Consider the following 12,544-nt stretch of genomic DNA (forward strand, 5'->3'; position numbering starts at 1 on the left):
CTCCCTTCAGGAGGTGGTGGGGAACAGGTCGTTGAAGCGGGTGTCCGCGATATCCGCGATGCTGATCTTGTTCGGGATCAGGCCGGCCGCGGCGAAGGCGTCGGCCACCTGCTGCTCCTGTGCGATGGCGGTGGCATCGAGCGGATGATCGTGGTAAGCACCGCGTTTCACCGCGACGGTGGTCGCCGCCACTGGCAGGCCGGTGTTCTGCGCGTAGGTCTGCGCCCACCCCTCCGGATGAGCGTTCACCCAGGCGTGTGCCCGGCCGATGCGCGCGATCAGATCGTGCAGCGCCGCGGTCTTGGACTTGCTGCCCAGGGCCGCGGTGCCCGCGACGTAGTACGAGTCGGGACCGACATATCCGATGCCGTCGGCGAGGATTCGCGCCCCGGTCTGCTGCTGTGCCTGCGCCGAATACGGGTCCCAGATCGCCCACGCGTCGACCCGGCCGGTGGACAGCGCGGCCAGCGCGTCGGCGGGCTGCAGGTACTGCGGTTGTACGTCACCGAGCTTCAGATCGTTCTTGGTCAGCACCTGCAGCAGGTGATAATTCGCCGACGTGCCCTTGGCGACGGCGATCTTCTTGCCGCGCAGGTCCGCCGGGGCGTGAATCGGCGAATCCTGCGGTACCAGGATGTCCTGACCGCCGAGGCCGACGCCGTACGCGGTGACGATCTTCAGGGCCGAATGTGCCGCCGCCGCGACGACCACCGGTGCATTGCCCACGCCCCCGAGGTCGACCGCCCCGGAGTTGACCGCCTCCAGCATCGGCGGCCCGGAGGTGTACTGCGACCAACTGATGTGGTACGGAACGTTTTTCAGCTCACCGGCGGCCTGCAGCAGCGCCTGCAGGCCGGTGCCCTTCTGGTCGCCGAGGTGCAGCGTCACCTGGGACAGGTCGACGGTGCCGTCGGCGCGAACCGCCGTATCCTTGCCGTCGTTCGAGGCGCAGGCCGTGGCCAGGGCGGCGGTCAGCGCGAGCGCGGCGAACAGTCTGCGTGTGATCATGCGGTTCCTTCTTCGACGTCGACGCCGAGCTCGGCGAGCAATTCGGTGCGCAGGGTGGTGAATCGGGGGTGGTCGCGGCGGCGCGGCCGGGGTAGGTCGATCGGTAGCTCGCGGGCCAGGCGGCCGTGCCCGAGCACCAGCGCGCGATCGGCCAGCAGCAGCGCCTCGTCGACGTCGTGGGTGACCAGCAGCACGCCCGGCCGATGGCGCGACCACAGCTGCAGGACGAGCTCGTGAATGGTGATGCGGGTCAACGCATCCAGCGCACTGAAGGGCTCGTCGAGCAGCAGCAGATCCGGCTCCCGGACCAGGGCGCGGGCCAGCGAGGCACGCTGTGCCTCCCCGCCGGACAGCGTCAGCGGCCAGGCATCGGCGCGATCGCCGAGCCCGACCTCGGTCAGGGCCGCGCGGGCCGCGGAGCGCGGGTCGGGATGGCGCAGCCCGAGAGTCACGTTGGCGTGCACGCGCTTCCAGGGCACCAGGCGCGGTTCCTGAAAGGCGACGGCGACCTCGCCCTCGACGGTCAGCTCGCCATCGTGGTCCCGATCGAGCCCGGCCAGGGCGCGCAACAGGGTGGACTTGCCGGTGCCGCTATGGCCCAGCAGCGCGACGAATTCGCCGCGGGCGATGTCCAGATCAATGCCGTCCAGGACGGTTCGATCGCCGAATGCCTTGGTCAGCTTCTTGATTCGCGCCACGGGCGAGGGTGCGGCCGCCTCGGGTGCGGTGATCGCCGCGGGCTCGCTCAGCTCGCCAAGAAATCGCGTCGCCATGCCAGTGCCTTCCTTTCGATGAGCCGCACAACGGCGTCGGTGAGCAGCCCCAGCAGGCTGTAGACCAGCAGGCCGACGAGGATCACGTCGGTGCGCAGGAAGTCGCGCGCGTTGTCGATCAGATAGCCGAGGCCCGCATCGGCATTGACCTGCTCGGCCACGATCAGTGCGAGCCAGGCGATTCCGAGTGACTGGCGCAGCCCCACCAGCGCCTGCGGCAACGCGCCGGGCAGCACGATGTGGCGGACCAGCCCGACCTTCGACAGGCGCTGGACCCGCGCGAGTTCGGCGAGTTTGCCGTCCACGCCACGGATTCCGGCAAAGGTGTTGAGATAGAGCGGAATTGCGACGCCGAAGGCCACCAGCACGATCTTGGGCAGCTCACCGATGCCGAACCAGAGGATCAGCAGCGGGATCAGGCCGTAGAACGGCAGCGTGCGCAGCATCTGCAGGGGTGGATCGATGATCTGCTCGGCCACGACGCTCAGTCCGGCCAGCAACGCCAGGCCGATGCCGAGCACCGCACCGATGACGAATCCGATCGCCGCACGCTGCAGCGATATCGCGATCGCGTGCGGCAGGGTGCCGTCGCGGGTGATGTTGATCGCGGTGGTGAGCGTGGTGAACGGGGAGGCCAGCAGGCGCTGGGGGAGTATGCCGGTGCCGCTGGCCAGCTGCCACAGCGCCACGATCAGTATCGGGCTGATCAGCCTGACCCACCGCCCGGATGGCAGGTGCGCCAGGCGAACGGTCGCCGGCCGCAGAGTAGTCGATGACAACGGAAAACCTCGTGCGGTGGTGGGGAAATCGGTCGGCGGCGCCGCGTGCGTCGGCGGTGCGGCATCCGATAGTGCCCAGTTCGTGGCCTCGGGTCACCGGTTGAAATCTCGATGCTTCTTAACCTGGTTCACGCGCCGTCGGATGTACCAGGCTGTCGGGGATCGGCCGGTAATTGCCATATCGGCCGTGATCTCGGCGTTTCGTTGAGTAGTTAACTGACGGTACACGCGCCGTTTACCGCGGCTGGGTAATCTTCGCCGCTACCGGGCCGTCCAGTGCGCGATGACGACCCGGTCGGTGGATCAAAACTCGGTGCCTCGGTACCGGGGGGACAACGTTTCCACCTGGGAGTGCAGACCAGGTGTAGCGGAATCCGGGCGCGAAAAGCTGAAATTGAGCTTTTCGAGCTAAAGGGTTCCGCGTCGGACGTGATTTGCCGGAAGATTGCGCGACGCTGCAGCAGTTCCATTCTGCAGCCTGATGATGAGGGAATACCGAAGTGAAGATGAGGAAATTCGCGGTGGTCGCGGCTCTCGTGACCGCTGCTCTCGGCGTTACCGCCGGTGCCGCCAATGCTGCCCCCGCCCCGGCCGCCGCCAACGGCGCGGTCGACTACAAGGCGACTACGACCAAGACCTCCACGATTATCAAGACCGATGCGGGCTCCATGGATGTGGAGAACGGGGTCTTCAAGATCAAGGCCGCCAACGGCACCACCCTGGCCGGCACCCAGCTGAAGTTCCGGGTGGATGATTTCGAGTTCCCGATCGCGGCGGATATCGCGGATCACACCGCGACCCTGACCCCGCAGTTCGATGTGGCGCACGCGGTGTACAAGCCGGTCGACCTGCCTTACCAGAACACCGCGCCGTGGAAGACCCCGTACGACCGTGAGCAGGCGGCCTGGAACCGCATGAAGGACACCGTCTCCACGGGCGCCACCATCGGCACCCTGGTCGGTGGCCTGAGCGGCGGCGCGGTGGGTTGCGTCCTGGGTGGTATCGCGGGTGCGACCGTGTCCGCGGCCGCGATCGTGGGCCTGTTCGGCGCGTTCATTCCCGCCGCCGCGATCGGCTGCCTGGGCGGCATCATCGCCGTCGGCGCGCTGGGCACCCTGGCGGGTCAGCTGCTGGTGACCGCTCCGGTCGCCGTCCTGGCCGCGATTCAGTACTTCACCACCATCAACGCGCCCTTCACCCCGGCGAAGTAATTCGTTTCGAGGCGAAGTAGTCAGACACGGATGATCCCGCCCGGCTTCGGCCGGGCGGGATCAGCTGTTTTCCTGGGTCGTTTCGATCCCGCTGCGCACAACCCGTGAGCCGAGGCCGCGCCCGCGCCATCGTCGGGTATGACTTCCATTGCTCCCCAAACCCTTTCCGATCGCGAACTCGACGAGACATTCGCGCCCCTGTTCGATCGGATCGCCGCCGGCGCGGTCCAGCGCGAGATCGACCGCCGCCTGCCGCACGAGGAGGTCGGCTGGTTGCGGGCGGCCAACTTCGGGGCGCTGCGGGTGCCCGTCGAGTTCGGCGGATTCGGCGTCAGTACGCGCCGGCTGTTCTCGCTGCTGATCGACCTGGCGGCGGCCGAATCGAATCTGCCACAGGCACTTCGGGTGCATTTCGCCTTCGTCGAGGATCAGTTGCTGGCCGCGCCGGGGCCCGACCGGGAGCGATGGCTGCGTGCGGTCGCCGGCGGCGCGCTGGTCGGAAACGCCATCACCGAACCGGGCGTGGGCGCCGTGGACCGGTATCGGACCACCCTCACCCCGGACGGTCCGGACTGGCGTTTGAACGGCGTCAAGTACTACAGCACCGGCTCGCTGTACGCGGACTACATTCTCGTGGCGGCCGATCGCCACGGCGAGCGGGTGTCCGTGCTGGTCGATGCCGCCGCCGCGGGCGTGCGCCTCCACGATGATTGGGACGGTTTCGGGCAACGGCTGACCGCCAGTGGCACAACGGAATTCGATAACGTCGCGATAACCTCGGACCGGATCACGGGACCGGGCTACGGCGCCGCCGGACCCACCTACTCCACCGCGTATCTGCAACTGGTGCAGCTGGCGGTGCTCGCCGGCATCGCCCGGCGGGCCGAGGCGGACGTCCGGGCGTGGGTGAGCGAACGCACCCGCAGCTACACCCACGCCGCGGCCGCGTTGCCCCGCCGGGATCCGTTGGTGCAGCAGGTGATCGGCCAGCTCTCGGCCGCGGCCTTCACCGCGCGGGCCACGGTGCTCGCGGTGGCCGATCGGCTCGACGTGGTGCTCGACGCCGGTGCCGGTGACCACGACGAGCTGGCCGCTCTCGAATTGGCCTCGGCCCAAGCACAACTCGGCGTGATCGACGTCGTGCTCGCCGCTACCACGCGGCTGTTCGAGGTGGGCGGCGCCTCGATCGTGTCCGAACGGCTTCGCCTGGACCGGCATTGGCGCAATGCCCGCACCATTTCGGTGCACAATCCGGCCATCCAGAAGGCCCGCGCTATCGGCGATCATCTGCTCAACGGCACCGAGCTGCCGTTCGCATGGAGCGCTGGAACGCGGGAGCAGGCGCGCTGAGCGCGCCGGTGCGGCGACAGGTACGGCCGCCGCACCGACGCTCCATGTTTCTCACCGTTCATTCCTTTCGTATTCGTTTGCGATCACAGGGATCGAAACCATTGCAGGCCGTGCGGGCCGGAAAGGAAACAAATCCCAGCCGATTCACAGCCGACTTCAACCCTGCGATCGGTTCTCGGTGATTGCAATGCTCCGGCGCCGCGGATGCGGGTAGCAGAATTTCGTTATGACGACACAGAATTCAATACGAAAGGCCGCGATAATCGGTGCCGGGCAGACCGGTGTGACGGCGGCACTGGGTCTGCTGGACGCCGGATTCGAGGTCACAGTCCACAGCGATCGGGACCAGCGCGCCCTGCGTGACGACGTGCCCGCCACCGGCACCGCGCTGGAATTCGGGGAGGCCCAGGCCGCCGAGGCCGCGCTCGGCCTGGACACCTATCTCGATCGCGCGCCCCGGCACACCGGGCTCAGCGTCCGCATCGCCGGGCCCGAGAACGCCGAATTGATCGCATTCGACGGCAATTTCGACGGATATGCGGGCGTCGCGGTCGATACCCGTCTCAAGGCGGACGAACGCCTGACCGCATTCCAGGAACGCGGCGGGCGATTCGTCGTGGATGCGGTCACCCCGGAGACGCTCGATGCGATCGCGGGCCGCAACGACCTGACCCTGGTGGCCACCGGCCGGGGCGGGCTCGCGGATCTGTTCGCGATCGATCCGGTGCGCACCGTATACAGCGCGCCGCAACGCAGCCTGTTGACCGTGACGGTAACCGGACTCGGCTACGGCCCCGACGTTTTCGCGCACCGCAGCCCGGACGGCGGTGCGCACAGCGGATTCTCGATCCTGGCCGAGCAGGGCGAGGCGTGGTGGGGACCGTACCTACACAAGGACGCCGGGCCCGCGTGGGCCTTCCTGGGCTGGGCCCGGCCAGGGAGCGACTGGGAACGGCGATTCGCGGGCGCGGATTCCGCCGCGTCCGCGCACCGCATCGTCGCGGACCTGTATCGCGACTACGTCGACTGGGATCTTCCGGAAGTGCTTGCCACACAGACGATCTCCGAGGATCCACACTCGTGGCTGCGGGGCGCGGTCCGGCCGGTGGTGCGGTCCGGAGTCGGCGCCACCGCGAGCGGGCACGTGGTCGGCGCCCTGGGCGACACCGCGGTGTCCTACGACCCGATCGCGGGTCAGGGTGCCCAGAGCGGGTTGGTCCAGGCGCAGCGGCTGGTCGCGGCCGCGAAGGCGCACGAGGGGCCGTTCGACCGGGAATGGCTCGGCGCCCGATACGCCGAATTCCTGAGCGCCCGTTCGGATGCGGCGAGCAAGGTCACCCGGCTGTTCCTCAGCGACCCCGAATTCGCGGACATCGGTGGCCGCTTCTTCGCCGCGGCCGCGGTAGATCCGCAATTCGCCACGGCGCTGGTCGGGCTGCTGCACCGGCCGCAGCCCTTCGGAGACATCGAATCGCTCGCCGCGGCCGACGGATTCATCAAGGAGGTCTCGGGCGTGGATGCCGACACGCTACTGGGCAGGTTCGAGCCCGCCGGGCGCTTCGCTCGCTCGCGATACGCCGCCTAGCTCCGTGCGTATCCCACCGTCGCCGGCGATGCGATCGCGGCGATTCAAAACCTCGTGCGGCCTCGCCCCCGGTGCTGAAGTGAGGGGGCAGCGGGGGCGACGCACGATCCGGACCGCCGGCACGTCACCGGAAACCACTGGGAGCACACATGAGCACCGAAAAGATCGCCGGGAAAACACAATTCGCGTACTGGGTGCCCAACGTCAGCGGCGGGCTGGTCACCAGCGATATCGAGCAGCGCACCGGCTGGGACTTCGAGTACAACAGGACGCTGGCCCGCACCGCCGAGCAGAACGGCTTCGACTACGCCCTGTCCCAGGTGCGTTACACCGCCTCGTACGGCGCCGAGTACCAGCACGAATCGACGTCGTTCAGCCTGGCGCTGCTGGGGGCCACCGAGCGGCTGAAGGTCATCGCGGCCGTGCATCCGGGGCTGTGGCATCCGGCGGTGCTGGCCAAGTTCGGCGCCACCGCCGATCATCTGTCCGGCGGCAGGTTCGCCATCAACGTCGTCTCGGGCTGGTTCGCCGGGGAATTCCAGGCGCTGGGCGAGCCGTGGCTCGAACACGACGAACGGTACCGGCGCAGCGCCGAATTCCTCGAGGTGATCCGCAAGATCTGGACCGAGGACGCGGTCGACTACGCCGGTGACTTCTACCGGATTCGCGATTTCACCCTGAAACCCAAGCCGCTCAATACCGAGGCGCGGCCGAATCCCGAACTGTTCCAGGGCGGCAACTCCACCGCCGCCCGCCGCAACGGCGGCCGCTATGCCGACTGGTACTTCTCCAACGGCAAGGATTTCGACGGCGTCACCGAGCAGTTGGACGATGTGCGCGAGGTGGCCCGCGAGCACGGTCGGGAGGTGAAATTCGGGCTCAACGCGTTCATCATCGCCCGCGATACCGAGGCCGAGGCCCGCGACACCCTCCGCGAGATCATCGACAAGGCGAATCGTCCCGCGGTGCAGGGGTTTCACGACGCGGTGCAGCAGGCGGGCCCGTCGACCGCGGACCGCAAGGGCATGTGGGCCGACTCGACCTTCGAGGATCTGGTGCAGTACAACGACGGCTTCCGGACCGGTTTGATCGGCACCCCGGAGCAGATCGCCGAGCGAATCGTCGCTTACCGCGACCTCGGAGTGGATCTGATTCTGGCGGGGTTCCTGCATTTCCAGGAGGAGGTCGAATACTTCGGCCGGCGGGTGCTGCCGCTGGTACGAGAGTTGGAGGCACAGCGAGCGCCCGCGGCGGTGGCGGGCTGATGTCCGCCCCGCCGCAGGACGCGGTGTCCGGATCTGCCGGGCCGGATGCCGCGCCGGCCGAGCGCATAACCTCGGCCGATCAGGCCCTGCGGGTGGCCCGGGAGCTGGCGGCCGATTTCGGGCCCGGGGCCGCGGAGCGGGATCGGTTGCGGCAGTTGCCGTATCGACAGATCGAGCAACTGCGCAGCCGCCCGTGGTTCGAGGCCGGAGTCGATCGCGCGGCCGACGATCCGCTGGTGATTCAGCGGATCGGCGAGCTGTCGGTCGCCGTGACCGCGGCCGAGGCCACCCTGACCGCGGCGGGGCTCGAGGTGGATGCCGCGATCGGTGCCCCCGACGCCGAACTCGTGGCCCGGGCATCGCTCGCGGTCGCCGCCGCCAAGATCACCGCGGACCGGGCGGTCACCGACATGTCCGCGGCACTGTTCGAGATTGTCGGAACCCGCAGTGCGGCAGCGGATCTGAATCTCGACCACTTCTGGCGCAATGCCCGTACCCATACGCTGCACGATCCGGTGCGCTGGAAGTATCAGCACCTGGGTCGCGCCCTGCTGCACGACACCCCGCCGCCGCTGCACGGAGTGCTGTGAGGCGCGGCGGACAGGAGAGAGGTATGCCATGCCGGACCTGAACGAGATTCCCGCCGACGGTGCTGGATTACGCGCTGCCTTCGCATCGTTTCCCAGCGGTGTGGTGGCCGTCTGCGCCGAGATCGGCGGCGTGCCAAACGGATTGGCGGTGAGTACCTTCGTGCCGGTCTCGCTCGATCCGCCGCTGGTGTCGTTCTGCGTGCAGAACAGCTCCACGACCTGGCCGCGGCTGGCGGCGGCGAGCCACCTGGGGCTGAGCCTGCTGGGGAACGACCAGCGTGAGGCCGCGCGCTCGCTGGCCTCGCGCACGGGGGACCGCTTCGCCGACTTGGAGCTCGAACACGGTGCGGGCCAGGCGATCTTCGTCGACGGCGCCTCGGCTTGGATCGAGGGGACGATCGATGCCCAGGTTCCCGCGGGCGACCACCACGTGGTCATCCTGCGAGTTCACCGGCTCGCCACCCGGGCCGAGGTGGATCCACTCGTCTTTCACGGCAGCCGATTTCGCCGCCTGCACGCCGAGGAGTTCCACACCCCCGCGCGGTAGGGCCGGGAGGTCAGATCGGATGCGCCGGGCGGAAACACAGCCTGCGGCGCGGCCCGTCACCTGGGCTGGTGTGCGAGATCACCGCGGCGGCCAGGCCGCGCGCGGTCAGGTTGTGGCGCTGCATGTCCTGACTGAATCCGTCGAGATGGACGAGGGTGTGTTCGATCAGCGCCCGGGCGATATCGGCCGGGTCGGTGCAGGCCACGCGGTAGGCCGCCACGGCCCGCGGATCCTCGGTGAGCGCTGCCAGCGCGCCCAGGCGCACGCGCCGCGTCATGCCCTCCCAGCGCTCCGCCTCCTGCGCGGTGTGGATGGTGCGCCGCCCGCCGCGGTAGTCCAGATCTCGGATGATGCTGTCCGCGGGTTTACCCAGTCGCGCCTCGCAGACCACCGCCCACAGGGCGCAGAGCCAGCTCAGGCCGCGCAGGATGGACTGCTGCTCCTGGACACCGCGCAGCGCCAGATACGCATCGGCCCCGGCCTGGGTGGCCGTATCCTCCCACTCGAAAACCAGCGCCTCCAGTTCGACGAGGAACTCACCCGGCAGCTCGGTGGAGTCGGGTCGGACGATCCGAACTCCCCACCGCGACAACGGATCCCGGAGCTCGACCATCTCGGGATCCTCCGTCGGCACCCAGTCGTGCTGCGAATCTCGGTCCATGCCCCTCGAGCCTCGAGTCGATGTGGGCGCCCCGGTGCTATCCGCCCTGTGTTCACCCACCCCGCCGGCTCCGCAAGCTCCGCCGACTCACCGTCCCCGTTCGCATTAAGCCACGGATTTCGAGGCTGTGCAAGCAAGGGGCCCGCGACCCCGAAGGTGTGCCGCGGGCCCTCGCTCGACGATCAGGGCTGGCCGGAAACGACCGCCATCAGCGCGTTGGTGAACGGGGCGCCACCCATGATCGCGCCGCCGGCCAGGGCGCCGACGAGCAGTCCGATCGGGCCGGTGAGCCAGCTCAGGAAGAACAGGCCGACCACGGCGCCGATGAGGCCGCCCAGCACGCCGCCGATGACCATCGCGACCACGTTCTGGTTGATCTGGTTCATCAGCCGGGCCATGGAGCTGACCGGCTGCAGCTGCCCGATCTCCTTGGCGCTGCCCGCCTTCGGCGCCAGCACCAGCTGATGACCGTCGGCGCTGATCTGCTGCCCGAGGTGGACCGTGCTGCCGTCCACCTTGTAGGACAACGGCACCTTGGCGAGGGTGGTGCCGGTGCCCGAGCGCAGGTCGACCTCGCCGCCGCCGGGCGCGAGTTCGAAGCGGCCGTTCTGGACGACGGTGGTGAGCTTGCGGTTCAGGTCCGACAGGGTGGCGTGGTAGGCGACGCCCTTGTCGATCCCGGACGCCGAGATCACCTTGGCCGGTGCGGGAACGGGAGTGGTGGAGGTCGGTGGGCTCGCGTTCGCCGTACCCGCGGCGATTCCCACCGTCGCGACCGCGAGCAACGCGGTAGCGGCGAACTTGCCGAACTTCATTCAGGTTTCCTTAAAAACAGATTGCCGACACGGATGAGCCGGACGGCGGAACACTCTATCGCGTCGGAAGCCTGTTGCGGCGTCCCGTGATTGGCGATACCGCGGCGAGCATCGTTATGTAATTGTTATTCGTTGTGCGCCGCGACGAGATCGAGTAAAAATTGGAAGCTTCACAATTCGCGTACGGAGTCGCGGGTGGTGTATGCACTGAGGGGTCGCAAAATGCAGGTGTCCAAACTTCGGTTCTCGCGATCCAGGTCCGAAGCGTTACAGATCTGGAGGACGGGTCAGTGCCGCGTCGCCGTGTCCACGCCGGAGTCGTTCTGGTGGGCTTCGTAGTTGCCTCCGGATTGGCCATGGCGTGCCTGATCTTCGCCGCCTTGTCGATGAGTGGTCACGACGCCCACAACACCAGCGCGAGCGCGACGACGACCTCCACCGAACCGACGACGACCGCGCCCACGACACCGAAATCGACCAAGACGCCCAAGACCCTGTCGGCGCCGAGCGCCTCCGGCTCCCGCACGCCGGCCGCCGCGCCGCTGCCCACGCTGTCGTCCGCGGCATCGCCCTCGACGACGACCAGCACCACCACCACGAAGACCTCCGCCCCGGTGGCGGCCCCCGTGGCCGCGGGCGACTGTGTCGACGGCACCTCGCTGGCCAGAACCGCGTGTGGCAGTTCGGATTCGGCGTACCGGGTGTCGAGCACGGCGGCGCCGGGCAGGCAGTGCCCCACCGACTCGGACCGCTCGGCGCCGCAGGCGCTGCCCGGCGGCGGTACGGAGACACTCTGCATGGACACCGATTGGGAGGTCGGCCGCTGCATGTCCATGGCCGGCGGCGCCGCCACCCCGGCCGACTGCGATGCCTCGATGCCGGGCCTGGTGCGGGTGCAGGGCATCAAACACGGCACCGCCGATGTGAACACCTGCACCGACGCCAATCGCGGTGTGGTCTACAAGCAGCGGCAGTTCGTCGTCTGCGTGGCTCAGCAGTAACCCGGTGCGGTGGCGAATTATTCGGGATTTAGTGCGTTTTATTCGGGATTTAATGCGTTGCTGAGCGGCTGCCGCTGGCTGTCGAGCATCCGACTGAACTGACGGTTCGCCAGCCGCATCGCGATCTCGTAGGGCAGCGCGAATTTCCGGGCGAACCAGTATCCGATCCGGATGTCGGCGGAGGTGTGCACGAGAAAGCGGTTGTGCCGCACACCGTCCACAATGCGTTCGGCCACCCGCTCCGGCGTGGCGGCATGCCCCTCGAACATGCCGGTCAGGCGCTGCACTCTGGGGTCGTTGCGGTCGACGCCGATGATCTGCGCGGTGCCGACCAACGGCGTGCGCACCGCGCCCGGGACCACCAGGCTCACCCCGATGCCGTGCCGCTCCAGGTCGAACCGCAATACCTCCGAGATGCCGCGCAGGCCGAACTTGCTGGCGCTGTAGGCGGCGTGCCAGGGCAGTGCGAGCAGTCCCGCCGCCGAGGACACGTTGACCAGGTGCCCGCCGCGCCCGGCCCGGACCATCGGCGGCAGGAAGTTCTCGATGATGTGGATGGGACCCATCAGATTGACCTCGACCACCGAGCGCCAGTGCCGATGTTCGAGGTTCTCCACGGTTCCCCAGATCGCGATGCCCGCGATATTCATCACGATATCCAGGCTCGGGTATTCCTCGTGAATCTCGTTGGCCCACAGGGTGACCGCGTCGTAGTCGGAGACGTCCAGCGCCCGCGCGCCCAGCACCTCGCCGCCCTCGGTGCGGACCAGGGCCACGGTCTCGGCCAGTCCGTCGGCCGCGATATCGGTCAGGAACAGGCGGGCTCCCGCGCGCGCGGCGGCCAGGGCGGTGGCCCGGCCGATGCCGCTGGCCGCGCCGGTGATCAGGCAGAGGCGGCCGGTCAGATCTTTCATGCGCGGACTCCTTGGAACTCGGGTGCAACGTGTCCACCCTAAAGT

Annotated in this window: 13 protein-coding genes and 1 pseudogene; 7 read left to right on the plus strand and 7 right to left on the minus strand. The window is 68.3% G+C overall.

Translation table 11 applies throughout. From position 1 onward, the window contains the following. Positions 1 to 6: 6 nt before the first annotated feature. From KO481_RS02220 to KO481_RS02230, 3 genes are read right to left on the minus strand one after another with little or no spacing between them, the layout of a single operon-like run. Positions 7 to 1,008, minus strand: a complete 1,002-nt coding sequence (locus KO481_RS02220) for an ABC transporter substrate-binding protein (protein WP_215915216.1) — start codon at positions 1,006 to 1,008, stop codon at positions 7 to 9. Next, positions 1,005 to 1,781: an ABC transporter ATP-binding protein gene (locus KO481_RS02225; RefSeq protein WP_215915217.1), complete on the minus strand. Its 777-nt coding sequence runs from the start codon at positions 1,779 to 1,781 to the stop codon at positions 1,005 to 1,007. The genes KO481_RS02220 and KO481_RS02225 overlap by 4 nt, the downstream gene beginning before the upstream one ends. Beyond that, positions 1,754 to 2,560 (minus strand): ABC transporter permease, encoded by an 807-nt coding sequence (locus KO481_RS02230; RefSeq protein ID WP_245400228.1) that lies wholly within the window; start codon positions 2,558 to 2,560, stop codon positions 1,754 to 1,756. Before KO481_RS02230 ends, KO481_RS02225 begins: the two co-directional genes overlap by 28 nt. Before the next feature lie 506 nt (positions 2,561 to 3,066). Between KO481_RS02230 and KO481_RS02235 the strand changes: the two genes are divergently transcribed. The 6 genes and pseudogenes from KO481_RS02235 to KO481_RS02260 all read left to right on the plus strand — a co-directional run bounded on the left by KO481_RS02235 (position 3,067) and on the right by KO481_RS02260 (position 9,108). After that, the gene (locus tag KO481_RS02235; RefSeq protein ID WP_245400387.1) at positions 3,067 to 3,771 is read left to right on the plus strand and encodes a DUF8020 domain-containing protein; all 705 of its coding nucleotides are present in this window, start codon (positions 3,067 to 3,069) and stop codon (positions 3,769 to 3,771) included. Between the two features lie 138 nt (positions 3,772 to 3,909). After that, positions 3,910 to 5,121 carry an acyl-CoA dehydrogenase family protein gene (locus KO481_RS02240; RefSeq protein WP_215915219.1) on the plus strand — a complete coding sequence of 404 codons (1,212 nt, stop codon included), beginning with the start codon at positions 3,910 to 3,912 and terminating at the stop codon, positions 5,119 to 5,121. Positions 5,122 to 5,347: 226 nt separating this feature from the next. Further along, positions 5,348 to 6,706: a styrene monooxygenase/indole monooxygenase family protein gene (locus KO481_RS02245; RefSeq protein ID WP_215915220.1), complete on the plus strand. Its 1,359-nt coding sequence runs from the start codon at positions 5,348 to 5,350 to the stop codon at positions 6,704 to 6,706. 149 nt (positions 6,707 to 6,855) lie between these two features. Further along, on the plus strand, positions 6,856 to 7,971 hold the full coding sequence (sfnG, locus tag KO481_RS02250) for a dimethylsulfone monooxygenase SfnG (protein WP_215915221.1): 1,116 nt from the start codon (positions 6,856 to 6,858) through the stop codon (positions 7,969 to 7,971). Positions 7,972 to 8,153: 182 nt separating this feature from the next. Further along, positions 8,154 to 8,561 (plus strand): annotated as a pseudogene (locus KO481_RS02255) (acyl-CoA dehydrogenase family protein); the annotation flags it as partial. Positions 8,562 to 8,589: 28 nt separating this feature from the next. Continuing rightward, positions 8,590 to 9,108, plus strand: coding sequence for a flavin reductase family protein (locus KO481_RS02260; RefSeq protein WP_215915222.1), 519 nt, complete (start codon positions 8,590 to 8,592; stop codon positions 9,106 to 9,108). Positions 9,109 to 9,118: 10 nt separating this feature from the next. Here the strand turns inward: KO481_RS02260 and KO481_RS02265 are convergent, their stop codons facing one another. The 3 genes from KO481_RS02265 to KO481_RS02275 form a co-directional block, all read right to left on the minus strand. Continuing rightward, positions 9,119 to 9,769: a hypothetical protein gene (locus KO481_RS02265; protein WP_215915223.1), complete on the minus strand. Its 651-nt coding sequence runs from the start codon at positions 9,767 to 9,769 to the stop codon at positions 9,119 to 9,121. 182 nt (positions 9,770 to 9,951) lie between these two features. Then, positions 9,952 to 10,584: a DUF8020 domain-containing protein gene (locus KO481_RS02270; RefSeq protein WP_215915224.1), complete on the minus strand. Its 633-nt coding sequence runs from the start codon at positions 10,582 to 10,584 to the stop codon at positions 9,952 to 9,954. Between the two features lie 394 nt (positions 10,585 to 10,978). Next, the gene (locus KO481_RS02275) at positions 10,979 to 11,383 is read right to left on the minus strand and encodes a hypothetical protein (protein WP_215915225.1); all 405 of its coding nucleotides are present in this window, start codon (positions 11,381 to 11,383) and stop codon (positions 10,979 to 10,981) included. Here KO481_RS02275 and KO481_RS02280 point away from each other — a divergent pair. Continuing rightward, entirely contained in the window at positions 11,382 to 11,585 is a 204-nt protein-coding gene (locus KO481_RS02280) for a hypothetical protein (protein WP_215915226.1), read from the plus strand. The two genes, KO481_RS02275 and KO481_RS02280, sit on opposite strands and share 2 nt — an antisense overlap. 38 nt (positions 11,586 to 11,623) lie before the next feature. Here KO481_RS02280 and KO481_RS02285 read toward each other — a convergent pair whose 3' ends face one another. After that, positions 11,624 to 12,499 (minus strand): SDR family oxidoreductase, encoded by an 876-nt coding sequence (locus KO481_RS02285; protein WP_215915227.1) that lies wholly within the window; start codon positions 12,497 to 12,499, stop codon positions 11,624 to 11,626. Positions 12,500 to 12,544: the final 45 nt, after the last annotated feature.

The sequence above is a fragment of the Nocardia albiluteola genome (assembly GCF_018860155.1).
Classification (GTDB): Bacteria; Actinomycetota; Actinomycetes; order Mycobacteriales; family Mycobacteriaceae; genus Nocardia; species Nocardia albiluteola.